Origin of the sequence: Pseudothauera nasutitermitis, from assembly GCF_004801295.1 — a bacterium.
Classification (GTDB): domain Bacteria; phylum Pseudomonadota; class Gammaproteobacteria; order Burkholderiales; family Rhodocyclaceae; genus Pseudothauera; species Pseudothauera nasutitermitis.
The window spans coordinates 23,258-49,380 of the sequence record NZ_SSOC01000005.1 but is presented as its reverse complement, the minus strand read 5'-3'; the positions used below and the strand labels follow the sequence as shown (position 1 = coordinate 49,380).

General features: G+C 67.5%; 22 protein-coding genes. 9 read left to right on the top strand and 13 right to left on the bottom strand.

Features of this window, described 5'->3' with window-relative positions; translation table 11 throughout:
• Nucleotides 1-9 precede the first annotated feature (9 nt).
• From E6C76_RS13430 to E6C76_RS13370, 13 genes are all read right to left on the bottom strand, one after another.
• Nucleotides 10-453 carry a prepilin-type N-terminal cleavage/methylation domain-containing protein gene (locus E6C76_RS13430; protein WP_136348754.1) on the bottom strand — a complete coding sequence of 148 codons (444 nt, stop codon included), beginning with the start codon at nt 451-453 and terminating at the stop codon, nt 10-12.
• On the bottom strand, nt 443-883 hold the full coding sequence (locus E6C76_RS22580) for a GspH/FimT family pseudopilin (RefSeq protein ID WP_211090223.1): 441 nt from the start codon (nt 881-883) through the stop codon (nt 443-445). The genes E6C76_RS13430 and E6C76_RS22580 overlap by 11 nt, the downstream gene beginning before the upstream one ends.
• A 119-nt stretch (nt 884-1,002) precedes the next feature.
• Nucleotides 1,003-1,416, bottom strand: coding sequence for a type IV pilin protein (locus E6C76_RS22635; protein ID WP_136348752.1), 414 nt, complete (start codon nt 1,414-1,416; stop codon nt 1,003-1,005).
• Between the two features lie 32 nt (nt 1,417-1,448).
• Complete coding sequence (locus E6C76_RS13415; RefSeq protein WP_136348751.1) at nt 1,449-2,051, bottom strand: prepilin-type N-terminal cleavage/methylation domain-containing protein; 603 nt, start codon at nt 2,049-2,051, stop codon at nt 1,449-1,451.
• Nucleotides 2,048-3,271, bottom strand: coding sequence for a type II secretion system F family protein (locus E6C76_RS13410; RefSeq protein ID WP_136348750.1), 1,224 nt, complete (start codon nt 3,269-3,271; stop codon nt 2,048-2,050). The genes E6C76_RS13415 and E6C76_RS13410 overlap by 4 nt, the downstream gene beginning before the upstream one ends.
• A 28-nt stretch (nt 3,272-3,299) precedes the next feature.
• Nucleotides 3,300-5,072 carry a GspE/PulE family protein gene (locus E6C76_RS13405; protein ID WP_136348749.1) on the bottom strand — a complete coding sequence of 591 codons (1,773 nt, stop codon included), beginning with the start codon at nt 5,070-5,072 and terminating at the stop codon, nt 3,300-3,302.
• Between the two features lie 84 nt (nt 5,073-5,156).
• Entirely contained in the window at nt 5,157-6,527 is a 1,371-nt protein-coding gene (locus E6C76_RS13400) for an SH3 domain-containing protein (RefSeq protein ID WP_136348748.1), read from the bottom strand.
• A complete protein-coding gene (locus E6C76_RS13395) occupies nt 6,524-7,429 on the bottom strand; it encodes an ExeA family protein (RefSeq protein ID WP_136348747.1) in 906 nt (301 codons plus the stop codon). Before E6C76_RS13395 ends, E6C76_RS13400 begins: the two co-directional genes overlap by 4 nt.
• Nucleotides 7,430-7,439: 10 nt before the next feature.
• Nucleotides 7,440-9,155: a pilus (MSHA type) biogenesis protein MshL gene (gene mshL, locus E6C76_RS13390; RefSeq protein WP_136348746.1), complete on the bottom strand. Its 1,716-nt coding sequence runs from the start codon at nt 9,153-9,155 to the stop codon at nt 7,440-7,442.
• Nucleotides 9,152-9,523: a hypothetical protein gene (locus E6C76_RS13385; RefSeq protein ID WP_136348745.1), complete on the bottom strand. Its 372-nt coding sequence runs from the start codon at nt 9,521-9,523 to the stop codon at nt 9,152-9,154. Before E6C76_RS13385 ends, mshL begins: the two co-directional genes overlap by 4 nt.
• Nucleotides 9,516-10,196 (bottom strand): type II secretion system protein GspM, encoded by a 681-nt coding sequence (locus tag E6C76_RS13380; RefSeq protein WP_136348744.1) that lies wholly within the window; start codon nt 10,194-10,196, stop codon nt 9,516-9,518. Before E6C76_RS13380 ends, E6C76_RS13385 begins: the two co-directional genes overlap by 8 nt.
• Entirely contained in the window at nt 10,193-10,834 is a 642-nt protein-coding gene (locus E6C76_RS13375; RefSeq protein WP_136348743.1) for a hypothetical protein, read from the bottom strand. The genes E6C76_RS13380 and E6C76_RS13375 overlap by 4 nt, the downstream gene beginning before the upstream one ends.
• On the bottom strand, nt 10,831-11,763 hold the full coding sequence (locus tag E6C76_RS13370) for a type IV pilus biogenesis protein PilM (protein WP_136348742.1): 933 nt from the start codon (nt 11,761-11,763) through the stop codon (nt 10,831-10,833). Before E6C76_RS13370 ends, E6C76_RS13375 begins: the two co-directional genes overlap by 4 nt.
• A gap of 461 nt (nt 11,764-12,224) precedes the next feature.
• Here E6C76_RS13370 and E6C76_RS13365 point away from each other — a divergent pair, with 461 nt between their 5' ends.
• The 9 genes from E6C76_RS13365 (at nt 12,225) to E6C76_RS13325 (ending at nt 26,106) form a co-directional block, all read left to right on the top strand.
• Complete coding sequence (locus tag E6C76_RS13365; protein WP_136348741.1) at nt 12,225-14,519, top strand: NADP-dependent malic enzyme; 2,295 nt, start codon at nt 12,225-12,227, stop codon at nt 14,517-14,519.
• Between the two features lie 129 nt (nt 14,520-14,648).
• Entirely contained in the window at nt 14,649-15,623 is a 975-nt protein-coding gene (locus E6C76_RS13360; RefSeq protein ID WP_136348740.1) for a quinone oxidoreductase family protein, read from the top strand.
• Nucleotides 15,620-15,994, top strand: a complete 375-nt coding sequence (locus tag E6C76_RS13355; RefSeq protein ID WP_230976279.1) for a hypothetical protein — start codon at nt 15,620-15,622, stop codon at nt 15,992-15,994. The genes E6C76_RS13360 and E6C76_RS13355 overlap by 4 nt, the downstream gene beginning before the upstream one ends.
• A 233-nt stretch (nt 15,995-16,227) precedes the next feature.
• A complete protein-coding gene (locus E6C76_RS13350) occupies nt 16,228-17,703 on the top strand; it encodes a mechanosensitive ion channel (protein WP_136348739.1) in 1,476 nt (491 codons plus the stop codon).
• 103 nt (nt 17,704-17,806) lie between these two features.
• Nucleotides 17,807-21,316, top strand: coding sequence for a DNA polymerase III subunit alpha (gene dnaE / locus E6C76_RS13345; RefSeq protein WP_136348738.1), 3,510 nt, complete (start codon nt 17,807-17,809; stop codon nt 21,314-21,316).
• 141 nt (nt 21,317-21,457) lie between these two features.
• Entirely contained in the window at nt 21,458-23,467 is a 2,010-nt protein-coding gene (locus tag E6C76_RS13340) for a PAS domain S-box protein (protein ID WP_168734339.1), read from the top strand.
• Entirely contained in the window at nt 23,464-24,120 is a 657-nt protein-coding gene (locus tag E6C76_RS13335; RefSeq protein ID WP_136348736.1) for a response regulator, read from the top strand. Before E6C76_RS13340 ends, E6C76_RS13335 begins: the two co-directional genes overlap by 4 nt.
• A gap of 451 nt (nt 24,121-24,571) precedes the next feature.
• The gene (locus E6C76_RS13330) at nt 24,572-24,916 is read left to right on the top strand and encodes a c-type cytochrome (RefSeq protein WP_136348735.1); all 345 of its coding nucleotides are present in this window, start codon (nt 24,572-24,574) and stop codon (nt 24,914-24,916) included.
• Nucleotides 24,917-25,179: 263 nt separating this feature from the next.
• On the top strand, nt 25,180-26,106 hold the full coding sequence (locus E6C76_RS13325) for a DmsE family decaheme c-type cytochrome (RefSeq protein ID WP_230976278.1): 927 nt from the start codon (nt 25,180-25,182) through the stop codon (nt 26,104-26,106).
• Nucleotides 26,107-26,123 lie beyond the last annotated feature (17 nt).

Sequence of the window (26,123 nt, the reverse complement as noted above, 5' to 3'; positions counted from 1 at the left end):
TCGCTCCCCTCAGTCGTTGGCGCGGAAACCGGCCAACTGGCTGCGCGCGCCATCGGGGCCGGTGACCGTGACGCGGATGCGGCAGCCGGGTTCGCCGACGGGAGGATCCACTGTCAGCGTAGTGACTTGCACTGCCACGTTGTATGCGCCGAGCGCGGCGATCGGCGCGCCGGCCATGTTGCGCGGGACTTCGTTGGTGCCATCGTAGTCCAGGGCGAATTCGCGCGCGCCGCGTGCCGCACCGTCACTGCCAGGGCAGCGCATGCTCAGGATTTCTTCCATGTAGCCTTCAGCAGCGGCAATGGCCTGTTGCTGGAGCATGGGGTCGGCGCTGCGCGCCACGGTCTGGTTGAATACCACGAGAATGCCGACCAGGCCGGCGGCCAGTACGACGATCACGACGATCAATTCGATCAGTGTGAATCCAAGGGAGCGGAGGCGTTCAGCGTACATGGCCTGTGTTGGCTTCCACGGCAATGTTGCGCCCTCCGATGGCTATGACTGTTCCGGTATTCGGCCGCCCCAGTCCGTCGAACGACAAAGTGGCGTTGCTGACCTGAACGCCGGCTGGGGCGAGCCCTTGTCCTTGGGTAGCGCCATTCCATAGTCTGCCGTTACCCGGATTAAGCAAGTAGGCGCCCCCGTTCGCTGGGCAATCATTAGCGGCACAAATGCGATATGCACCGTTGCCGAACACCGCAGTCACGGTGCTATTGCGTGCTACCGCGACTTGGCGCGCGTAGCGTAATGCGGAGGCTGCTTCTTCCCTGTAGCCGTATTCATCGAACTCCGCGGTGTTCAGTCTGGGATATGCAACAGCAGCCAGAATACCCAGCACGATGATGACGAGGACGAGTTCGATCAGGGTGAAGCCGCGTTCCATGGCGTTGGGAGGCACGGAGCGGCAAGGGATGGCATGGTGCCGGGCGCACATGGGTCGCAAGCGGAGCCAAGTACGAACATGGCGCTGATATGCGCCATGTTCGTGAAGCGTGCCGTAGATCAGCGAGCGCAGAAAATCTGAGCGTCTGCGGTCTGGCTGTTTTGGGAGTTTACCGTGCAGGTAACCACATCATTAGCCGTAGCCGCCGTGCAATCGCCCGTACCAGTGATGGTGTACTGCTGGTTGGTCGGAGTGGCATCGACAAACGGATCCCCGGTCATCAGCGGATTCAAAATGGTCGCAGTGCAGATGTTTGCGGCGTTCAGTGCCGTAGCCTGGGCATTGCCGGCGCGGCGCGCGGCAAGGTTGATCACCGAACCCGAACTCAGTGCGCCAGCGACGCCTTGCGTGGCCGCTCTTTCCGCATCGACCGAGAGGTCGACGAACCTCGGCACCGCCACTGCCGCCAGAATGCCGAGAATGACGATGACGATGACCAGTTCGATCAGGGTGAAGCCTTGTTGCTGTTTCATGCTTGGATACTCCAGTCGGTAAAACAAAACGTTCAGCAGCCCGTAACGTCGCGGGTGATGGTCGGACGCCCTCCGGCGGCCGTGGGGGCGACATAGGCGACACTGCAGGTGGCGATGGCGTCGAGTTGGGCGGTGCCACCGGAAAAGCTCCAGCGTGCCGACAAATCATCGAACAACGGGGAGAGGCTGTTCTGCGCGGCCGCAGGGTAGCCGTACACGGTATTGACGCCTTGGGTGCCGACGTTGCAGGCGGCATCGCCGTGCGTGGCTGCTGTGGCACCGGTTTCCAGATTGACGCAGGCTGCGGCGGCAGTATTCAGGCCAGCAGCGGCACTCTTGGCGAATACGAGATTCGTGCCGGATCGTAGCGCGGTGAAATAGGAATCCACAGTGGCGATGCGTGCCTCGCGCTGCAGTGAAATAAAGCGAGGGATGGCGATGGCGGCGAGAATGCCGAGAATGACCAGCACGATAATCAGCTCGATCAGCGTGAAGCCTTTCTGGCGTTGATGGTGCGACATGTCGAATACCCCTTCTTCAAGTACGACTTTGGTTGAGTATAGCCCAGCGGCCGGATGCCTCCGGATGTCGTGGGCGTGAAATACGTCACGCTCGTGACGGGTTTGGCCGTTCATCGCTGGCTTGCCAGTTGGGTAAGTTCCCACATCGGCAGGAACACGCCGAGGGCCAGGACGAGCACCATGATGCCGACCACCACGGTGAGTACCGGCTCGATGATGGCGCTGAGGTTGGCGATGTCGTATTCGACCTCGCGGTCGTAGAAATCGGCCACCTCCAGCATCATGGTGTCGAGTTGGCCGGTTTCCTCGCCGACGGCCATCATCTGCAGTACCACCGGGGTGAACACCTGGGCGCCGGCGGCGGTGCGCAGCAGCGAGTCGCCGCGTTCCACGCCGGTGCGCATGGCGAGGATTTTCTCGGCGATGTGCATGTTGCCGCAGGCGCGTGCCACGCCGGCCAGGGCCTGGGTGATGGGCACGCCGGCGGTCAGTGCCACGCCGAGCGCGCGGGTGAAGCGCGCCAGGGTGGCGCGCAGCAGCACGTCGCCGATCTTGGGGATGCGCAGTTTGAAGCGGTCCCAGGTGAGGCGGCCGCTTTCGGTGGCGGTCCAGCGATTGAAGGCCAGTATTCCCAACGATATGGCGACCAGAAGCAGTGACCAGTAGTGACTGGCGAAATCCGATATGGCGAGAATGGCTCGGGTTGCTAGCGGTAATTCGAGATGGGAGCTGGCGAACACGCCTGCGAAGGCGGGAATGACTTTTACCGTGATGATGCCGATGGCCGCGCAAATGGCGATGATGACGAACATCGGATAGCGCATCGCGGCCTTGACGCGGTCGATGACCACCTTGTCGCGCGACAGGTAGTCGTACATGCTCTGGAAGGCCGTTTCGATCTGCCCGGTCATTTCGCCCACGCGCAGGATGCTGACGTAGAGCGTGCCGAACACGTCGGCGTGGCGGGCGAAGGCGCCGGAGATGTCGCGCCCGCCTTCGAGGTCGCGCGAGATTTCGCGCAGGATGGCGGCGAAGCGCGGGTTGGGGGTGGAGTCCGCCAGGCGGGCGAGGCCCTGGATGATGGGCACGCCGGCCTTGGTGATGCTGTACATCTGCCGGCTGAACAGGATCAGGTCGTCGAGCTGCACCTTGCGCTCGAACAGGCTGGCGCCCAGCCGGCCCTTGCCGGCCTGCGTGGCTTGTTCGACGATCTCCAGCGGGCTGGCGCCGCTGTCCAGCAATTGGGCGGCGGCGGCCTGTTCGGAATCGGCCTGCAGCGTGCCCTCGCGCAGGGCGCCGCTGGCGTCGCGGGCTCGGTAGCGGTAGGTGCTCATCGCGGGCTAGCCTGGGTGTCCATGCGCTTCAGGCCTGCCCGTGGGCGGCCGTGTCGATGGGTTCGTAGGCATCGGGTTCGGCATCGAACTCGCCGCCGATGCGTACGACTTCTTCCAGCGTGGTGATGCCGCGCGCGGCCATCTCCAGGGCGTTCTGCGACAGGGTGCGGAAGCCCGGCTTGGCGAGCGCGGCCTGGTGGAAGGCGCTGGCGTCGTTGCGGCGCAGGGCGTCGGCCAGGGTGTCGTCGATTTCCAGCAGTTCGAACACGCCCAGGCGGCCCTTGTAGCCGGTGTTGTTGCATTGCATGCAGCCGGCGCCGCGGCGGAAGCCGTTGGTGCCGGCCGGCAGTTCCAGTTCCGGCATGCTGCGCAGCCAGGCTTGTTCGTGGGCGTCCGGGGCATGCGGCTCGGCGCAGTTGGGGCAGATGCGCCGCACCAGGCGTTGGGCGAGCACGGCGTCCAGCGAGGTGGCCACCAGGTAGCCCGGCGCGCCCATGTCGATGAGGCGGTTGGCGGTGCTCACCGCGTCGTTGGTGTGCAGGGTGGACAGCACCAGGTGGCCGGTCATGGCGGCGCGCAGGCCGATCTCGGCGGTTTCCTGGTCGCGCATTTCGCCGACCAGGATGATGTCCGGGTCCTGGCGCAGCGCGGTGCGCAGCACGCCGGCGAAGGTGAGGTTGATCTTGAAGTTGATCTGCACCTGGTTGACGCGCGGCAGGCGGTATTCCACCGGGTCTTCGATGGTGATGATCTTCTTGCCGGGTTCGTTGAGTTCGGCCAGCGCGGAGTACAGCGTGGAGGTCTTGCCGCTGCCGGTGGGGCCGGTGACCAGCACCATGCCGTGCGGGCGGTGGATGGCGCGGCGGAAGCGCCGCACCATGTCGGCGGGCATGCCGATGCGGTCCAGGCCGAGGATGCCCTGCGACTGGTCGAGCAGGCGCATCACCACGGATTCGCCGTGGATGGTGGGCATGGTGGACAGGCGCACGTCGATGCTGCGCTCGCGCACGCGGATGTTGAAGCGGCCGTCCTGCGGCAGGCGGCGCTCGGAGATGTTCAGGCCGGCCATCAGCTTGAGGCGCGAGACCAGCGCCGCGGCGATGCGGCGCTCTTTCATCACCTGTTCCTGCAGCACGCCGTCGATGCGCTGGCGCAGGCGCAGCACGTTTTCGTCCGGTTCGATGTGGATGTCGGAGGCGCCGACCTGCACGGCGTCTTCGAACAGCGTCTGCAGCAGGCGCACCACCGGGGCGTCGGCCACGTCCACGCCTTGTGCGAGGCGGGCCAGGTCGATGTCGCTTTCGGCGAGTTCCTCGCCCAGTTCCTCGGCGATCGAGCTGATCTCGTCGGTGCGCCGGAAGACGTTGTCGAAGGCGGTGAGCAGGTCGGCTTCGCGCACCACGGCGATGCTCACCGGGCGTTGGAGGATGCGTGCGAGCTCGTCCTGGGCGAACAGGTCGGTGGGGTCGGCCACGCCGACCAGGAAGGCGCCGCCCTTGTCGTCGAGCACGATGGCGCGGAAGCGCCGCGACAGGGTTTCCGGCAGGCGGCGGACGAGTTCCGGGCGGAACTGGTACTGGCGCAGGTCCACGTAGGGTACCTGCAGCTGGCGCGAGAGGAAGTTGAGCAGGGCCTGTTCGTCGAGGTAGCCCAGGTCGACCAGGGTGCGGCCCAGGCGCTGGCCGCTCTTCTTCTGCTCGGCCAGCGCGGCTTCCAACTGCTGCTGGCTGATCATGCCGTTTTCGACCAGTAGGTCGCCCAGGCGGATGCGCTTGCGGCCGGCGGCGGGGGTTTCGCTCATGTCAGGCCTCCCGCCGGGCCGCCCCCAGGGGGCCTGCGCCCCCCTGGGGGGCAGCGAACGTAGTGAGCGTGGGGGTCGTTCATCTCAGTCTCCGGGGCCGCCCAGGGCGGCGAGGCGGGCGCGGGCGTGGCGCTCCAGCGCGGCGCCGAGCGGGCCGGCGGCCAGCGCGGCCTGCCAGGCCTGGCGCGCTTCGGCGGCGCTGCCCAGCATGTCCAGCGAGGCGGCCAGGCCGGCCCAGGTGGCGCCGCCGCGCTGGCCGAGCTCAAGGGCACGGCGGTAGGCGTCCACGGCGTCTTCGTGGCGGCCGACGCGCTGACGCAGGGTGGCCAGCACCACCAGCTGTTCGCCGTTGAGACGATCCGCCGGCAAGGCTTCGAGCAGGCTCAGGCCGGCGGTGGGGTTGCCGTCTTCGGCCTGCAGGCGGGCCCGCAAGGTGGCGGCGGTGGCGTCCGGGTGGCCCTGGCGCGCCAGTTCGGTCAGGCGGGCTTCCAGTTCGGCGCGGCGGCCCTGTTGCAGCAGCAGGGCGCTCAGTGTGTTGAGCGCGGGGGCGAAGCGCGGATCGGCGCGCAGGGCGTCGAGCAGGCTGGCTTCGGCGGCGGCAGCCTGGCCGCGTTCGAGGGCGCGCAGGGCTTCGGTGTGCAGGGCGCGCGCGTCTTCCGGGCGCGTGCCGGGGCGCGTCGCCGGGGTGGCCGGCACAGCGACTGGATGCGCCGCAAGGGCCGGGGCGGCGGGTTCCGCCACCGTGGCGGCGGGCGGTACGCCGCCGACCTGGGCGAATTCCGCACTGATCCAGCCGCTGACGCCGCCTTGGGTGCGCACGCCGAGGAAGTCGTTCGCACGGTCGGTGAGCACGAGCGGGCTGCGCGCGCTGATCACGTGAAGGACTTCGGCGTTGAGCGCGGGGCCGGTACGCAGATTGACCCGCTTGCCCGGCAGGATGTAGACCGGCTGGCCGGCATCGGCGATGCGCGGGGCTGGCTCGGCGGGCGGGGGAGGAGTGCTTGCGGTGGCGCTGGGCGCAGGCTGGCTTTCCGCAGCAGAGGATTGTGGTGCCTCCGCTGCCGGAACGGTCGGTTCCGCCCCGGTTGCCGGGTCGGGCGCGGGGGCATCCGGTTCGGAGGGGGCGGCCGGCTGCTCGGGGGCGGCTGGTTCGGCGGGTTCCACCGGTGTCGCGGGTTCTGCGGGTGGGGCTGTCTGGGCTTCGGCCAGCGCGGCGGCCAGGCGCACGGGTTCGGGCAGCGGGCGGCCGATGCCGCTTTGCTGGCCGTACAGCAGCCAGGCGGCCAGCGCGCACAGCACCGCGCCGACGGACAGCAGCAGCGCCCAGGCCGGCGGCCAGCGCCGGGTGCGCAGCGCCGGCACGATCACCGTGTCGTCGAGCACGGCGTGATGTTCGCCGGAAGCTTGCACGCCGCGCCGGTCGATGTCGCGCAGCATGTCGTTGATCAGGCTCATGCGGCCCCCAGCAGCAAGGTGGCGGCCAGCGCCGGGGCGAGGCTGGCGAAGGTGGCGCGCAGGCGGGTGAGGCCGAAGCGCGCCACCGGCGTGGCATCCTCCGTATCGGCGATGGCGCGCAGGGCGTGGCGGCTGTGTACTTCGCTGGCGCCTTCGCCATAGGCGGCGAGCAGCGATTTGTGGGCGAGGATGTTCACCAGGCGGGCGATGCCCCGGCTGCCCTGGTGCAGGCAGCGCAGCGCGCCGGGGCGGAACAGCGTGGCGGCGCGCGCGCAGCCGGCGATCTGCAGGCGGTGGGCGACGTAGTTGCGCAGGCCGTCGAAATCGAGCGCCTGCAGGCGGTAGGAGAAGCCGATGCGGCTGCGCAGCTGGCGCAGCTGGTCGGCGGCCAGGCGCTGGTCGAGTTCGGGCTGGCCGAACAGGATCACGGTCATCAGCTTGCGCCGCTCGGTTTCCAGATTGCTCAGCAGGCGCAGGGCTTCGAGGGTGTGGTCGGGCATGGCCTGGGCTTCGTCCAGGCACACCACCACGCGGCCGCCCTGCGCGGCGATGTCGATCAGGCGCTGGTTGATCAGCGCGAGCTGGCGATGGCGGCCGGCTTCGCGCGGGGCTTCGATGCCGAGTTCCCCGGCCAGCGCTTCGTGCAGGGCGTCCGGTTCGAGCAGGGCGTTGGGCAGCCAGGCGGTGACCAGCCCGTCGCCGGCGGCGGCGAGCAGCTTGCGGCACAGCAGGGTCTTGCCGGTGCCGACCTCGCCGGTGATCTTGATGAAGCCCTCGCCGGCGGCCAGCGCCACGCGCAGCACGTTGAGCGCTTCCTGATGGGCCCGCCAGGCGTAGAAGTAGCCGGTGTCCGGGGTCAGCAGGAAGGGCGCTTCACGCAGGCCGAAGTGCTGCTCGTACATGGGCGGCGGATTACTGCGCGCGCGGGCGCGGGGCCGTGAAAAAGCCGTCGATGCGGTCCAGCGTACCGGTCAGATCGCTCTGCCAGACGCCGCCGTCGTCGACCACGATGGGCTTGAGCAGGATCACCAGTTCGGTCTTGCGGCGGCTTTGCTGGGTGTTGCGGAACAGGTGGCCGAGGCCGGGGATGTCGCCGAGGAGTGGAATGCCCGCGCGGTTTTCTTCCTGCGAGTCTTCCATCAGCCCGCCGATGACGACGACCTGCTGGTTCCGGGCGCGCACGATGCTGTCCGACTCGCGCATGGTGCTGTGTGCCAGGGGCAGGGTCTGTTCCTGGCCGAACACGGTGAGCTTCTTGGTCTGATCCACCACCTTGCTGACCGACGGGCGGATGTGCAGGATCACGTCGCCGCCGCCGTCCACCTGCGGGGTGACATCCAGGGCGATGCCGGAGAAGAAGGGTGTGAGCTCGATTTCCGGATTGACGGTGGTGGTCGTGCTGGTCGTGGTGTTGTTGCTGGAGATGCGGGTGACGAAGAACTCGTCGGAGCCGACCTTGATGACCGCCTTCTGGTTGTTCATCGTGGCGATGCGCGGGCTGGAGAGCACCTGTACGTCGCCCTGGGTCTTGAGGAGTTCGATGAAGGCGGTGAAGTCGTTCAGGTCCAGAGCGAGCGAGAACACGCCGCCCAGGGCCGACTCCAGGGTGCTGTTGACCTGACTTCCGGTGATCGGGGTGTTGGGGCTGATCAGGCTCGGCGTGCCATCGGCATTGCGGGTAACGATCTGGGTGCCCGCGGTAATGGTCTTGCCGCTGCCCGGCTTGCCCAGCGCAGCCCAGTTGATGCCGGCCTGGTAGCCGTCGGAAAGCGTGACCTCCAGAATCTTTGCTTCCAGCAGTACCTGACGGGTCACGCTGTTCTGCAGGGAGCGCAGGAAACTTTCCACTTCGCGCAACTCGGCGGGCATGCCGCGCACCAGCACCAGGCCGGTATGCGGGGTGACCACCACGGCGCGGCCTTCAGGCTGGCCGTTGTCGACGCCAACGATCACGCGCAGCGATTGTTCCAGTTCAGTCCAGAAGTTGCTGCTGCTGGAGGTCTGGATGCGGCTGCTGGGGATGGTGCTGCTGCCCTGGCTGCCGTTGTCGCTGCCGCCATCCTCACTGCTGCTGCCCGAACTGCCGGTGCGCGAGCCGCCGCCGCGCAGCTGGCCGGAGTTCACGCGGGTTTCGGTGCGCCCTTCGCGGGTGAGGTTGATGTAGTTGACGTTGAACATGCGCGATTGCAGCGCGGCGGGGAACACCTGCCAGCCGGTGGCGACGCGGCGCACGTCGTAGCCGTAGACGTCGCGCACGGCGGTGAGCACGTCGGCCACGCTGACGTTGCGCAGGCTCAGCGTCAGCGTGCCCTGCACGGAGGGATGCACGACGATGTTCTCGGCGCTGTCGTGCAGCAGCGACATGAAGAAGGTGCGCGCATCGACTTCGCGCACGTCGATGTCGAAGCGGTGTTCCGGCGCGCGCGGGATTTCCAGGGCCACCGGCGGCAGCAGCGCGGCGGCGGCATCGGGCGGCAGTTCGGCGCCGGCGGCGGGCTGCTGGGCGGCGATTTCGGCGCGCAACTGGGTGTGGGGCGCATCCGGACCCGGTGCGGGGCGTGGTGTGGCGCAGGCGGTCAGCAGCAGGGCCAGGGCGGCGAGGGCTGGTCGGGTGCTCGGATGCATCATTGTGGTTTCCCAGTGCGGCCGACAGGCCGTTTGTTCAGGCCGGGGGCGTCGAAGCGCAATACCCGGTCGACATCTTGATCGTCGCGGACGGTGACCTCGGCGGCGTCGATGCGCACCACGGTGAGGTCGCCGATGCGTTCGCCCCGGCGCACGGTGATGCCGTCGATGACGGCGTAGCGGTCGTCGCGGCCGATGCGCGTGGCCTGCAGGCGCAGCGCGGCGGCAGCCGGCGCGGCGGCAGGTTCCGCTTGGCGGGCGAGCGCGGGCGGGCGCAGCGGGTCGGATACTTCTGGTGCGGCCTGGGCGCCGAAGGCGCAGGCGGCGAGCAGCGCGGCGAGGGGAGCGTGCGGGAGCGTGCGCTTAGACACCGATCCAGTCCTCCTCCAGGCTGAGGGTATGCAGGCGCAGGATGAACTCCGATTCGGGGTACTGCTCGCCGTCGACGGTGAGCAGATCCCATTCGAGTTGCCAGGGCAGGTTCTCGACGGCATCCAGGTAGGCCAGCAGGGCGTTGTAGCTGCCGCGCAGGCGCAGCTCCACGCCACGCTTCCAGATCTGCACCGGCGGCGGGCCGGCGTGTTCGGCGCTGGCGTCGGCGGCCGCTTCCGGGGAAGGGCCGGCCTTTTCGGCGGGCAGGCTGCGCAGGCCGTCCAGGCGCAGGCCGCCGGTGCGGCCGACCAGCTCGCGCAGCACGCGGTTCATCTGCGCCGGGGTGATGAAGCGCGCGAGGGCTTCGTTGAGCCAGGCGTCGGCGCGGCCGACTTCGCCTTGCAGGGTGGCGATGCGTGCCTTGGTGCCGGCGTCGGGGTCGCGCGCCAGTTCCGCGCGCAGGGTGGCTTCGCGTTGTTCCAGAGCGGTCAGGCGGGCGCGGGTTTCGAGCTGGCGGGCTTGGTCGGCGCGCTGCGTGCGCCAGGCCGGTTCGACGAACAGCGCGCCGGCGAGCAGCAGGCAGATCGCCAGCCCGGCGACGAGCAGCAGCACGCGCTCGCGCTCGGTGCGCGCGTCGATGCGCTTGAGCAGGGCGCTCCAGACGTTCTTCATGGCCGGGCCTCCGCGCGCGTCAGGCAGTCCTTGTCGGCGGCCAGGCAGCCGGCAGCGATGCGGAAGGCCAGCCAGCGCGGTTCATCCGCGCTGCGTTCGAGCTTGAGGTCGCCGAAGGCCAGACCGGAGAATGCCGGCTCCTGGCCGAGCGCGGCGAGGTAGGCGGGCAGCAGGTCGGGCGACAGGGTGCGGCCGTCCAGTTCCACGTCGCGGCCGCGATTGGCCAGGGTGATGCCGGTCAGCCACAGGCCTTCCTGGCGCTGGCGGCCGAGGCCGGCGAGGTAGCCGGAAAGCGGGGTGGCCGGTTGCGGCTGGGCCAGTTCGACGACGCGGCGCAGGTGGCGCAGCTGGCGTTCGAGGCGGTTGGCCTCGCGGGTCAGCGCGGGATCGGGGGAGCGTGCCTCCAGTTCGGTCTGCAGCACGGTCACCACGGCCTCGCGCTGGGTGGCTTCGCTTTGCAGGCGCGCCACTTCGGCGCGCGCGGCCTGGGCGCGCCAGTTCGCCGCCACCGACAGCACGACGGCCAGCAGGGCCGCGATGCCGACGATGGCGAGCAATTGGGTGGCGGGCAGAACGGTCTTGCGCTCCTGCAATTCCGCTTGCAGGAGGTTGATCTGTTGACGGGCCACGGCGCTCATTCGAACCCCAGCGCGCCGCCGACGGCCAGGGGCGGCAGCGTGCGCGTGTCGGCATCGTCTTCCAGCCCGCGTGCCAGTTCGGCGGGGCCGACCAGACTGGCGGGCACGCCCAGCGCGGTGGTCACGTAGTCGGCCAGGCGGCGCAGGTCGGCGCCGCCGCCGAGTACCAGCACGCGCTTGACCGGGCCGTGGCCGAAGTGGCTGTCGTAATAGTCCATGGTGCGCTGGGCCTCCAGGGCGATGCGGTCGTCGATGTCGGAAAAGCCGCCATCGCCGCCGCGCGCCAGGGCTTCGAGACCCTGGTCGAGCGCCCGGGCAAAATAGAACTGGTCTTCGCGCAGGATCTGCAGGGTGCCGCGCCGGGGCTGGAAATACAGCAGCGCGGTGGTTTCCCGCACGTTGAGGGCGCGGCTGACCAGATTGCGCAGGGCGAACTCGGGGATGTCGATGCGCTGCGGGTCCAGTCCGGCCGCGCGGATCGCGTCGATGCGCGGCTTGAGCTGGCTGGCGCGCGCCGCGACCACCTGCACGGGTTCGATGCGTTTCTGCCGCGCGGCGGGCGCCTCGAAGTAATCGATGACCGCGTCGGCGGGCGAGTAGTCGAGCTGGTCCTTGAGCCGCCAGCGCAGGGCGGAGCGCAGTTCCTCGGCCGGCACCGAGGGCTTTTCCATCTGCTGGATGAGGTAGTCGCCGTAGTCGAGGGTGAGGGCGGCGGGTACGCCGCGCAGTCCGTGCCGGGCAACCCAGGGGGCGAGCGCTTCGAGCGCGCGGGCGGGATCGCCGGGGGCGTCGAGGCGGGCGAGCAACTCGGGTGGCTGATCCGCCATACGTCGTAGATGTACGGCGCACAGACGCTCGCCCGAGAGGGCGAGGCCGACGTGGCCATCGGCGGCGGAGCCGCTGCGCTTTCCGACAAGCTTACCGAACAAAACTGAAAGCCCCTCCCGGATGGCAGTTCTGAGTTCCCCTTCGAGCGGCGTGGATTATGCCATCTTGAATCATGAGGAGGCCAACGCCGCCGGTGGGTAATAGCGTGTATCCGGCCAGGGGCGGCAATTTTTTATGTCGAAAGCGGTAATAAGTCACGCTTGTGCAAATAAATTAACGATTGCGCCATATCGGAGCACCCGGGTTTACCCTAGAGAGCCTCTGCCAAAGAAGGCGCCCGTGCGCTAAACTGCACGTTCGTCAGTCATGCGCTCCAGTCCTCCCCAGAAGTCGGTGGCAGGCGGGCCCGAGGGGCCCGCTCCGCGGTGACCCGCCGGCTCGTGCCGTGGTCGTACCCAACTCTTGCAGGCCGTGGATGCGCGCAAAGGACGAGGCCGCGCAGGCCACGCCCTTGCTCATGACGGCCCGAAGAATCATCGCACCCATTCCGGAAGGGAGAACCATGGATCAGGATTTCATCGCCGCGGCGCTGGACTATCACCGCGCACCCACGCGCGGCAAGATTTCGGTCGTGCCGACCAAGGGCCTTACCAATCAGCGCGATCTGGCGCTGGCCTATTCGCCCGGCGTGGCGGCGGCCTGCGACGCCATCGTCGCCGATCCGGCCGAGGCCCGCGAGCTGACCAGCCGCGGCAACCTGGTGGCGGTGATCACCAACGGCACCGCCGTGCTGGGCCTGGGCAACATCGGCCCGCTGGCCGCCAAGCCGGTGATGGAGGGCAAGGGCTGCCTGTTCAAGAAGTTCGCCGGCATCGACGTGTTCGACATCGAACTGGCGGAAAACGACCCCGACAAGCTGATCGACATCATCGCCTCGCTGGAGCCCACGCTGGGCGGGGTGAACCTGGAGGACATCAAGGCGCCGGAGTGCTTCTACATCGAGCAGAAGCTGCGTGAGCGGATGAAGATCCCGGTGTTCCACGACGACCAGCACGGCACCGCGATCATCTCTTCGGCCGGCCTGATCAACGGCCTGAAGCTGGTCGGCAAGGACATCGGCAAGGTCAAGCTGGTGTGTTCGGGCGCGGGTGCGGCGGCGATCGCCTGCCTGGACCTGATGGTGGGCCTGGGCCTGAAGCGCGAGAACGTCTTCGTGTGCGACTCCAAGGGCGTGATCTACCAGGGCCGCGACGAGAGGATGGAGGCCAACAAGGCACGCTACGCGCAGGTCACCGACGCGCGCACGCTGGCCGACGCGATTGCCGGCGCGGACGTGTTCCTCGGCCTGTCGACCGCCGGGGTGCTGAAGCCCGAGATGGTCGAGAAGATGGCCGCCCAGCCGCTGATCTTCGCGCTCGCCAACCCCAATCCGGAAATCCTGCCGGAAGACGCCAAGCGCGTGCGTCCGGACAGCATCATCGCCACCGGCCGTTCGGACTATCCGAACCAGGTCAACAACGTGCTGTGCTTCCCGTTCATCTTCCGCGGCGCGCTGGACGTGGGCGCCAGCACGATCAACGAGGAGATGAAGCTGGCCTGCGTGAAGGCCATCGCGGAACTCGCCCAGGCCGAGCAGAGCGACATCGTCGCCAACGCCTACGGCGGCGCGGACCTGTCCTTCGGCCCGGAATACATCATCCCGAAGCCTTTCGACCCTCGCCTGATCGTCAAGATCGCCCCGGCGGTCGCCAAGGCCGCGATGGATTCCGGCGTGGCCACCAAACCGATCGACGACCTGGCGGCCTATACCGCCAGCCTGAGCGACTTCGTGTACCAGTCCGGCGTGATCATGAAGCCGGTGTTCTCTGCCGCGAAGAATCTGCCGATCGAGCAAAAACGCGTGGTATACGCGGAAGGCGAGGACGAGCGCGTGCTGCACGCCGCACGCGTGGTGATCGATGAAGGCCTGGCGCGCCCGATCCTCATCGGCCGCCCCGGCGTGATCGAGCGCCGCATCCAGAAGATCGGCCTGAATCTGGTGCCCGAGCGCGATTTCGACATCGTCAATCCCGAATCCGACCCGCGCTACCGCGATCTGTGGCAGGAATACTTCCGCCTGATGAACCGCGACGGGGTGACCCCGGACATCGCCAAGGCCAAGATGCGCCGCGATACCACGCTGATCGGCGCCATGCTGCTGCGCACCGGCGATGCCGACGCGCTGGTGTGCGGCACCTTCGGCACCTACGATTACCACTTCAAGCAGGTGCAGGACGTCATCGGCCTCAAGCCCGGCTGCAAGCAGTACGCGGCGATGAACATCCTGCTGCTGCCCAAGCGCACGCTGGCGGTGACCGACACCTATGTGAACGAGAACCCGAGCGCCGAGGAGGTCGCCGAGATCACCCGCATGGCCGCCGACGAACTGCGCCGCTTCGGCGTGGAGCCGCGCGCCGCGCTGCTGTCGCATTCCAATTTCGGCAGTTCCTCGTCGGCCTCGGCGCGCAAGATGCGCGCGGCCGCCGACCTGCTGCGCGCCAGCGACCCGGATCTGATCTGCGACGGCGAAATGCACGGCGACGCCGCGCTGAGCGCGGAAATCCGCGCCCAGGTCAATCCGGACTCGACGCTGGTCGGCGAAGCCAACCTGCTGGTCATGCCCAACCTGGACGCGGCCAACATCTCCTTCAACCTGATGAAGATCGCCAACGGCGACGGCGTCTCGGTGGGGCCGATCCTGCTGGGCGCGGCGCTGCCGGTGCACATCCTCACGCCGACGGCCACCGTGCGCCGGCTGGTCAACATCACTGCCGTGTCGGTGGTCGACGCCGCCGAACTGCGCCAGCAGAAAAGCTGAGTGGCCCGCGGGACGGGGTGCCCCGTCCCGCGGCCGGCGCCCTGCCCCGCTCCATGGGCGGGGCAGGACGCCATCGTGCAGCATCCGCCGCAATGCGGGGCGCCGCCCCGCCGATCCTGGGAGGCCGTCATGACCCATGCCATCCGTTTCCACCGTACCGGTGGCCCCGAAGTGCTGCAATGGGAAGAGGTGGCCGTGCCGCCGCCCGGCCCCGGCGAGGCGCAGGTGCGCCACCATGCCGTCGGCCTGAACTACATCGACACCTACCACCGCAGCGGCCTGTATCCGGTGCCGCTGCCCTCGGGCATCGGTCTGGAAGGCGCCGGCGTGGTGGAGGCGGTGGGCGCGGACGTCACCGACCTCGCGCCGGGCGACCGCGTGGCCTATGCTGGCGGCCCGCTGGGCGCCTACGCGGAAGTGCGCAATCTACCGGCCGACCGGCTGGTTGGGCTGCCGGATGCACTGTCCTTCGAGCAGGGTGCGGCGATGATGCTGCAGGGCCTCACCGCGCAGTACCTGCTGCGCCGTACCTACCGCGTGCAGCCCGGCGATACCATCCTGATCCATGCTGCCGCCGGCGGGGTCGGGCTGATCGTCTGCCAATGGGCCAAGGCCCTGGGCGCCACGGTGATCGGCACCGTGGGTTCCGAGGAAAAGGCCGCGCTGGCCCGCGCGCACGGTTGCGACCATCCCATCCTGTACACCCGTGAGAAGTTCGCCGAGCGCGTGCGCGAGATCACCGGCGGCGAGGGCGTGCCGGTGGTGTACGACTCCATCGGCGCTGATACCTTCCTGGATTCGCTGTCCTGCCTGCGTCCGCTCGGCACCATGGTGCTGTTCGGCGCAGCTTCCGGCCCGGTGCCGCCGTTCGACGTCGGCCTGCTCGCCAAGCATGGCTCGCTGTTCCTGACGCGGCCCACGCTGTTCACTTACGCTGCCAAGCGTGCCGATCTGCTCGCCATGGCCGCCGAACTGTTCGACGTGGTGCTTGGCGGACAGGTGCGCATCCAGGTCAATCAGCACCACGCCCTGCGCGACGCCGCCCAGGCGCACCGCGACCTGGAAGGGCGCCGCACCACCGGATCGACCGTGCTGCTGCCGTGAGCAGGACGGCCCGCCGCCACGCGCGCCTCGCGCTGCTGGCTTTCCTGCTGGCCGGCGGAGCGGCCGGCGTGACGGCGCAGCCGCCCGTGCCGACGCCGGCGCAGGCCGCCTACGCCAAGGCGGCGAGCCGCAACGTGGAAGAGCGTTTCATCGCGGAGGTGGCCGGCGTGGTCGGGCTCGGGCATGCGCGCGTGCGCGCGGCCATGCCCGAGGAGCGGCGCATCACCGCCGTCGGCACGCGCTTGATCGCCGCACTGGAACAGGATCTGGGCCGGGCGCTGAGCGAGGAACAGAAGCGCGCCATCCTGGATGCCGACGAGCGCCGCAAGGCCGCGCTGAGCGCGGTCAACGCACATCTGCCCGGACGCTGAGCCGCGGCGTGCGCCGGCCCGCCGATTGTGCGGCGCAAAAGTTTCGAATTGCAACAAACGCCCGAGACGTCTACCGTTTATGGTGGACAGATAAGCGCCGCTGCGCGCGGTCCCTTTTTTGCCGCCGGGCCGCCCCAAGGCAAAAAGCGCCCCCTCGGGGGGCAGCGACCCGCGCAGCGGCGGAGCGTGGGGGCTTTTTTCTTTTTTCACTCTTGCTCAGGGGAGAACACGGTATGGAGCAAAGCACGATGTGGGGTGCGCTGGGAGCCGCTTTCGGCACCGGCCTGTTGAACATTCTGGGGGCGTTGGCGATTCTGGCCATCGGCTGGTTCGCGGCGGTCGCCCTGCGCGCGCTGGTGCGCCGCCTGCTGGGGGCCGCCCACCTCAACGAGCGCCTCGGCAGGAGCACCGGGCACACGCTGGACGTGCAGAACGCGCTGGCGCTCGGCGTGTTCTGGCTGGTGCTGCTGGTGACGCTGATTGCGGTGCTCAACACGCTGAACCTGCAGACCGTCTCCGAACCGTTCGCCGCGCTGCTCGAACGCATCACCACCTATCTGCCGCACCTGCTTGCCGGCAGCGTGCTGGCGCTGGTGGCCTGGGCGCTGGCCGGCGTGCTGCGCGCGCTGGCGCGCAAGGCGCTGGAAGCCACCACGCTGGATGATCGTCTGTCCGCCGAGGCGGGCATGGAGCCGATGAGCGCCAATCTGGCCAACGTGCTGTTCTGGCTGGTGATCCTGCTGTTCCTGCCGGCGGTGCTGGGCGCCTTCCAGCTGCACGGCTTGCTGGAGCCGGTGCAGTCGATGATCGACCAGGCGCTGGGCATGGTGCCGAACATCTTCGCCGCGGCGGTGATCGGTTTCGTCGGCTGGCTGGTCGCCAGCGTGCTGCGCGGGCTGGTGGCCAATCTGCTGGCCGCCGCCGGCGCCGACAAGCTGAGCGGTTGCCTGGGGCTGGCGGAGGACGTGAAGCTCTCGCGCCTGGCCGGCATCGTGGTGTTCATCCTGGTGTTCGTGCCCTCGCTGATCGCCGCGCTGGACGCGCTGAAGATCGAAGCGGTGTCCGGTCCGGCCATCGGCATGCTGGAGCAGTTCTTCGCCGCCGTGCCGCAGATCCTCGCCGCCGCGCTGATCCTGGTGGTGACCTGGTTCGTCGCGCGCTTCGCCGCCGGTCTGATCGGCAAGCTGCTGGCCGGCGTGGGCTTCGATCTGCTGCCGGAGCGCCTGGGTTTCGCGCACGTCTTCAAGGGTGAGCTGACCGCCTCGGCCCTGGTCGGCCGCCTGGTGCTGTTCTTCGCCATGCTGTTCGCCACCGTGGAAGCGGCCAACCGCCTGGGCTTCGAGCAGGTCGGCGACATCGTCGCGCTGTTCATCCAGTTCGGCGGCGACATCCTGCTCGGCGGCGTGATCCTGGTGATCGGCTTCTGGCTGGCCAATCTGGCCTACGCGGCGATCAACAAGGCCAGCGGCGAGCACACCACCGGGCTGGCCCGCGTGGCCCGCGTGGCCATCCTCGGCCTGGTGATCGCCATGGGCCTGCGCGCCATGGGCATCGCCGACGACATCGTCAATCTGGCCTTCGGCCTCACGCTGGGCGCCGTGGCCGTTGCCGTGGCGCTGTCCTTCGGCCTGGGCGGCCGCGAGGCGGCCGGCCGGCAGATGGAGTACTGGCTGGCGCAACTGCGCAAGAAGGACGGCGGCAAGGAATAAGCCGGCTTCCTGCCTGAAGAATCGGCGGGGCGGAGCGTTTTGCGGTCCGCCCCGTTTGCGTTGACGGGCCACGGCGGGGGAGGGGGTCGGGTAGAATTGCGCCATGAGTCAAGCCGCCGCATCTCCCACGCAACCCCGTTTCGTCCACCTGCGCATGCACACCGAGTTCTCGGTGGTGGACGGCATCGTGCAGATCGACCAGGCCCTCAAGGCCGCCGCCGACGACGGCATGCCGGCCCTGGGCATCGCCGACCTGGGCAACCTGTTCGGCATGGTCAAGTTCTACAAGGGCGCGCGCGGGCGCGGGATCAAGCCCATCGTCGGGGTGGATGTGTGGATCACCAACGATGCGGAGCGCGACAAGCCCACGCGCGTGCTGCTGATCTGCAAGAACCGCGAAGGCTACGGCCAGCTGTGCGAACTGCTCACCCGCGCCTATCTGGAGAACAAGTACCGCGGCCGCGCCGAACTGCGCCGCGAGTGGTTCGAGCACGGCGCGGCCAGTCAGTTGCTGTGCCTGTCGGGCGCGATGCACGGCGACGTGGGCGTGGCGCTGGCCCACGGCAACAGCGTGCTGGCCGAGCAACTGGCCGCCGACTGGGCGCGGCTGTTCCCCGGTGGGTTCTACATCGAGCTGCAGCGTGCCGGGCATCCGGGCACGGAGCGCTACATCCGCGAGGCGGTGCAACTGGCGGGGCGGCTCGGTCTGCCGGTGGTGGCCACGCATCCGGTGCAGTTCCTCAAGCCGGATGATTTCCGCGCACACGAGGCGCGCGTGTGCATTGCCGAGGGCTACGTGCTGGCCGACAAGCGGCGGCCGAAGAACTTCACCGAAGAGCAATACTTCAAGACCCAGGCGCAGATGTGCGAGTTGTTCGCCGATCTGCCCGAAGCGCTGGAAAACGCCGTGGAGATCGCCCGGCGCTGCTCGCTGACGGTGCAGTTGGGCAAGAACTTCCTGCCGCAGTTCCCCACGCCGGAGGGCATGAGCCTGGACGACTTCCTGGTGCAGGAAGCGAAGAAAGGGCTGGAAGAGCGCCTTGCGCAGCTCTACCCGCATCCGGACGAACGGGAGAAGCAGCGCCCGCGCTACGAAGAGCGTCTGAAGTTCGAGACCGACACCATCATCCAGATGGGCTTTCCGGGCTACTTCCTCATCGTTGCGGACTTCATCCGCTGGGGCAAGCGCAACGGCGTGCCGGTGGGGCCGGGGCGTGGGTCGGGCGCGGGTTCGCTGGTGGCCTACTCACTGGAAATCACCGACCTCGACCCGCTGGAGTATGCGCTGCTGTTCGAGCGCTTCCTGAACCCGGAGCGGGTCTCCATGCCCGACTTCGACATCGACTTCTGCCAGGACAACCGCTACCGCGTCATCGAGTACGTGCGCGAGCGCTACGGTAAGGACGCGGTGAGCCAGATCGCCACCTTCGGCACCATGGCCTCCAAGGCGGTGGTGCGCGACGTGGGCCGGGTGCTGGACCTGCCCTACGGCCTGTGCGACCGCCTGTCCAAGCTGGTGCCCATCGAGGGCGCCAAGCCGGTGTCGCTGGCCAAGGCCTACGACATGGAGCCGCAGATCGCCGAGATGATGGCCGACGGCAACGACGGCGAATCGGTGCAGGAACTGTGGAGCCTGGCCGAACCGCTGGAAGGCCTGACCCGCGGCGTGGGCATGCACGCCGGCGGCGTGCTGATCGCGCCGGGCAAGCTCACCGACTTCTGCCCGCTGTACATTGCCGACGGCGACGACGCCTCGCCGGTGTCGCAGTTCGACAAGGACGACGTGGAGGCCGTCGGCCTGGTCAAGTTCGACTTCCTCGGCCTGCGCAACCTCACCATCATCGAGCTCGCCCTGGACTACGTGCAGCGCCTCACCGGCGAGCGCATCGACCTGATGAGCCTGGGCTTCGAAGACCCCGCCGCCTACCAGATCCTCAAGGACGCCAACACCACGGCGATCTTCCAGGTGGAATCGGACGGGATGAAGAAGCTGCTGAAGAAGCTCGCGCCCGACCGTTTCGAGGACATCATCGCGGTGCTCGCGCTCTACCGTCCCGGCCCGTTGGGTTCCGGGATGGTGGACGACTTCATCCTGCGCAAGAAAGGCCAGCAGGAGATCGACTACTTCCACCCGGACCTCAAAGCCTGCCTGGAGCCGACCTACGGCGTGATCGTGTACCAGGAACAGGTGATGCAGATCAGCCAGATCATCGGCGGCTACACCCTGGGCGGCGCCGACATGCTGCGCCGCGCGATGGGCAAGAAGAAGCCCGAGGAGATGGCCAAGCACCGCGCCACCATCGCCGAGGGGGCCAAGCAGAAGGGCTACGACCCTCAGCTCGCCGAGCAGCTCTTCGACCTGATGACCAAGTTTGCGGAGTACGGCTTCAACAAGTCGCACACCGCAGCCTACGCGGTGGTGACCTACCACACCGCGTGGCTGAAGGCGCACCACTGTGCGGCCTTCATGGCGGCGACCATGTCGTCCGACCTGGACAACACCGACACCGTCAAGATCTTCTACGAAGACACGGTAGCCAACGGCATCGCCGTGCTGCCGCCGGACGTGAACGAGTCCGACTACCGCTTCGTGCCGGTGGACCGCAAGACCATCCGCTACGGCCTGGGTGCGGTGAAGGGCTGCGGCGAGCCGGCGGTGCGCGCCATCCTTGCCGCGCGCGAGGGCGGCGGGGCGTTCCGCGATCTGTTCGATTTCTGCGAGCGCGTCGACCGCCGCATGGTGAACCGCCGCGTCATCGAGGCGCTGATCCGCGCCGGCGCCGTGGACACCCTGGCCGGCCATGCGGGCATCGACCGCGCGCAGATGCTGGCCACCGTCGGCCTGGCCATGGAGGCCGCCGAGCAGGCCGCCGCCAACGCCATGCAGGGCGGGCTGTTCGACCTGATTCCGGAGGCCGCCGGCGCGGCGCCCCAGTTCGCCACGGTGCGCCCGTGGACCGAGCGCGAGCGCCTGAAGGAAGAAAAGACCGCGATCGGCTTCTTCCTTTCCGGCCATCCGTTCAATGCCTTCAAGGCCGAGGTGCGCCGTTTCCTGCGCCGCACGCTGGCGCAGCTCGAACCCTCGCGCGAGCCGGTGACGATGGTCGGCGTGGTGATGGAAGCGCGCACCAAGATGGGCAACCGCGGCAAGATGGCCTTCGTGCAGCTCGACGACGGCACGCAGGCGCGCGAGGTGGCGGTGTATTCGGAAGTGCTCGACGCCAACCGGGGCAAGATCGTCACCGACGAAATCCTGGTGGTCGAAGGCAAGGTGAGCAAGGACGATTTCAACGGCGAGGGCGGCCTGCGCATCATCGCCGACCGGCTGTACACGCTGGGCGAGGCGCGTGCGCGCCATGCGCGCGCCGTGCAGATCCGCATCAATGGCGAAGCGTCGGCCCCGGGCGGTGCGCTGGCCGCCGCCGAGCGCCTGCAGCATCTGTTGACGCCGTTCCGCGATGGCGGCTGCCCGGTGCGCGTGCGCTACCGCAACGTCGAGGCCGAGGCCGATCTGCCGCTGGGCGCGGATTGGCGGGTGCGTCCGGAAGACGCCTTGCTGGAAAGTCTGCGTGAATGGTTGTCGTCGGATTCGGTGGATGTGATCTACGGCTGAGTTGCGGGAGTGGCAGCACGGGGATGTTGCTTCGATCAACACGGGAAAGCGATGGATGCGACGTCGAACAGGGTCTCGACAGACCCTAGGGCCGATGGCCTGAGGCCGCCGGGCAGGCTGCATGTACGGCCGGCGCGGGCCGTGCTGTGCTTCTGGCTGATCGTTTCCTGCGTGCTGGCGCTGACCGCCGCGCTGACGCTGTGGAATGCGCGCAGCCGGCAGGTCGACAGCATCGAGCGCAACCTCTCCGCGCTCAGCCTGATCCTCTCCGAGCAGACCGCCCGCGCTTTCCAGAGTGTCGATCTGATCCTGCAGGGCACCGTGGAGCGTCTCCATCAGGAGGAGGTGTGGACCCGGAGGGACGGCAGCCACGTCGGCGCGATCAACGCCATCCTGAATGCGCGTATGCACGGCGCCAAGCAGGTGCGTTCCCTGTTCATCGTCGGCGAGGACGGCCGGGTCGCCTATTCGGCGCTGGGGTCTCCGGTCGGCATCTTCGTCGGCGACCGCGATTACGTGGTGGCGCAGCGCAATGGCACGGTCGACGGGGCATTCATCGGGCTGCGCGTGCGCAACCGCGTCGACGGGGCGTGGTCGATCTTCGTCAGCCGCAGGCTGGAGGGGGAGGATGGCCGCTACCTCGGCGTGGTGGTCGCAAGCGTGCCGGTGAACTACTTCGACGAGCTGTATCGTTCGATCACCCCCGACGACAGTGCTTCGATCGCGCTCTTCAAGCGCGACGGCGTGCCGCTGTACACCGAATACATGTCGAGCGAGCTCCTCGAGGAGCTGACCGGCGACCGGGAGATGTGGCGCGCCACCGAACGCGACCCGCCGCAGATCCTGCACCGCACGCATGGAAGCGAGCCGCGCATCGTCGCCTTGCGCGACGTGGACGGCTTTCCGCTGATGGCCACCATCTCGGTCTCCGTGAGCACCTCGCTGAGCGCCTGGAACGATCAGGCCATGTTTACCGCCGGATGGGTGGTGGGGGTGATCGTGCTGCTCGGGCTGGGGGCGTTCGCGCTGGCCCGGGAGCTCAGGCGCGAGGAAGGGCTGGAGCAGTCGCTGCGCGAAAGCCAGGCCCGGCTGCAGGGCACCATCAGTTCGGCGATGGACGCGATCGTCACCATCGACGAGAACCAGCGCATCGTGCTGTTCAACCCGGCGGCGGAAAAGCTGTTCGGCTGTTCCGCCGCCGATGCGCTGGGCACGCCCCTCGAGCGCTTCATCCCCGAGCGCTACCGTTTCGGCCACCGCAGCCACATCGACAAATTTTCCGAAAGCGGCCAGACGGCGCGGATCAAGCGCGCGCGGGCGGACATCGTCGCCCGCCGCGTGACCGGCGAGGAGGTCATCGTGGATGCGTCGATCTCGCAGTTGAACGTCGCGGGCAAGAAGCTGTTCACGGCGATCCTGCGCGACATCACCATGCGCCTCGAGCACGAGGCCGAACTGCGCCGGCTGAACCGGCAGTTGCGCGAGTTTTCCGCTTCGCTGCAATCGGTGCGCGAAGAGGAGCGCACGCGCATCGCCCGCGAACTGCACGACGATCTCGGCCAGCAGCTCTCTGGACTCAAGCTGGGCCTGTCGTCGATCCGTGCGAGGCTGCGCAAGGATTGTCCGGATCTGGAAGAGCGCGTCGTTACCGTGCAGGGGCAGATCGACATGGCGATCAGTTCCGTGCGCCGGCTGGGAACCGAATTGCGTCCGCTGATGCTCGACGATCTGGGCTTGTTCCCCGCGGTGGGCTGGCTGATCGACGACGTGGCGCAGAAGAGCGGGCTGCTCATCGATGCGGACCTGGACGACGAGGTACCGCTGGAAATCAGCGACGAGGCGTCGAGCGCGCTGTTCCGCATCCTGCAGGAATCGCTGACCAACGTGGTGCGCCACGCCGAGGCGAGGCACGTGAGGGTGGCGCTGAAGGTCGACTGCGAGCGCCTGCAGTTGCGTGTCGCGGACGACGGCAAGGGCATCCGGCTCGAGGAGCATGGCCGGCCGCACGGTTCGTTTGGCCTGATCGGCATCCGCGAGAGAGTGTGGATGCTGGGCGGCGAGGTGTACATCACGAGCGAGATCGGCAGGGGAACGACGGTGGAAGTCGTGGTGCCGATGTCGCGTCCAGTGACCGAGGAGGTTCAAGCATGAGCAGCGTTCTGATTGCCGACGATCACGCCATCATCCGCGACGGGCTGAAGATGATCCTGGCCGACGAGGAAGAGTTCGCCGTGGTCGGCGAGGCGGCCAACGGCCACGAGGTGCTGGCGAAGATCCGCGAGCGCGACTGGGACATCCTGCTGCTCGACATCTCGATGCCGGGCCGCAACGGGCTGGATCTGATCAAGCAGATCCGCACCGAGAAGCCGCTGATGCCGATCCTGGTGCTCACCATGCACCAGGAAGGGCAATATGCGTTGCGCGCGCTGCGCGCCGGGGCGTCGGGCTATGTGACCAAGGAGAATGATGCCGAGCAGTTGGTCACGATCATCCGGAAGGTGATGAACGGGGGCGTCTACCTGAGCCCGGCGATGGCCGAGCAGCTCGCGCGCGGCCTGATCCCGAGCGTGACGGAAGGGCCGCCGCACACCCGGTTGTCCGACCGCGAGTACCAGATCTTCCAGATGCTCATCGTCGGCAAGGGGCTTTCGGACATCGCCACCGAACTGAACCTGAGCGTCAAGACGGTGAGCACGCACAAGACGCGCATCCTGGCGAAGATGAACCTGACCAGCCTGTCCGAACTGATCCGCTACGCGATTGCCCACGACCTGCTCGATCGCATGCCGGAGGGTGGGACGTAACACTTCATCGGTATCGGCAGGCAGTCCTGCTGTTGTATTTCGTACACCCGGCAGTGCGCTTTCAACCGGCCCCGGCAGAAATGTCGGGGCTTTTTCTTGGGCGGAAGAGGGCTGTGTCGGAATACTCCGATCGGGGTAGTGCCCGTGTTCTGGACGAAGTACAGAGTCGAGAAGGAATCGCATTTCCCTCTGCTCGCCTTACCCCCTTTAGAAAAGTGGTTAATGGTGCGTTGCGCCCGGCCGTGCGCGGTTTTTGACCTAAGTCATGAGTGCCGTACGGCACTGAAAAACCGTCACCGGGCGTGTAGGAAATTTCCTATGGAAAGAGGCTTCATCCTACGTGCACTTTAAATTTCTTCCGATTTTATTTCCCTTCTTGCGGGGGGAAGATTCGCCGGAAATTTACATGGGGAAACACTCCCCCAAACGTTTTTACAGAAGAGGAGAAATCATGAAGCTCAATCCCTCCCGCCTAACTTTGCTCGTTTCTTCCGTTGCCTTGCTGTCGTTCTCCGCAGGCGCCAGCGCCGTCGATGCGGATGCCGCCTCGAGGCTGTTCAAGAAGGAAGACTGTACCAAGTGCCATGCGCCCGCCAGATCCAAGAAAGGCCCTTCGCTGAAGAAGATCGCCGAAGACCACAGGGGGCAGGCCGACGCCGCGGCAAAGCTCATCGAGCACATGAAGTCGGGCCCCGTGGTCAAGCTGGAAGACGGTTCCGAAGAGGAGCACAGAATCATCGAAGTCAAGGATGACGCCGAACTCCAGAACCTGATCGCCTGGATACTGGGGCACTAAATCCGTGCATGAGAAACGCCGGCCACACCGTTCCCGGGGCAAGCGCAGGCCCGGGGAATTCCCAGGGTGAGGGGTGATGGCCGGGCGGTCCGGATGCCGCAGCAAATGCGCCAAATGCTGCGATTTGATAACCCGCAAGAAAGCTTGCAGGGCAGGCCGCTGATGCGACCGGAGCGCTGCATTGGGCCTGAGGCTGCGTGGAGAAAATAATGATAAGTTCGAGAACGGCTTATGCGTTGGCGCTTTGCGTCAGCGCATTTTTTTTGAGTACCGCGTACGCCGCGGAAAAGGGTGACGACGATCTGATCCTGAGAGGAGATGCGCAATGCACCTCCTGTCACGATGACGCCGACGATTCCAAACCGACGATGCTGGAGCTGCGGCCATCGGTGCTCGCCATCGGCAAGACCAGGCACGGCGTCACCGCCGACGGCCGCACGCCGACCTGCACGGACTGCCACGGCGAAAGCGAATCGCACTTGAACCACAAGGGCAGCGGCAAGCCGCCGAAGCCGGATCTGTGGTTCGGCAAGAACACCGATACGCCCGCCCTCCTGCGCAACGAAAGCTGCCTGAGCTGCCACCAGGGCGGCAAGCACATCAACTGGCAGTCCAGCGTGCATGCCAACAGCGACGTGGCCTGCACCTCCTGCCACAAGGTGCATACGGACCATGACAAGGTGCGCGACAAGAAGGCCCAGACCGAGGTCTGCTTCGCCTGCCACAAGGAACAGCGCGTCCAGGTGAACCGCCCGTCCCACCACCCGGTGCTCGAAGGCAAGGTGGCGTGCACTTCCTGCCACGACGTGCATAACGACAACCCGAAGACGCTCATCAAGAGCAGCACCAACGACACCTGCTATTCCTGCCACATGGAAAAGCGCGGCCCGTTCGTGCATAGCCACCAGCCGGTGACCGAGGACTGCGCCATCTGCCACAACCCGCATGGCACGACCAGCCCCAACCTGCTGAAGTCGCGCCCGCCCTTCCTGTGCCAGAGCTGCCACGACGGCCTGAGCCACCACGGCGCGGCGGCTTCCCTGCCGCAAGGTCCGGGCAGTGGCCAGTTCCAGACCGTGGGGCGTGCTTGCCTGAACTGCCACACCAACATCCACGGCAGCAACAGCACCCAGAACAGCGCCGACGGCACCGCGGGCGGCTACGTCCAATCTCAGAGCCTGCGCCGCTAATCGACAGGGAGAACGAT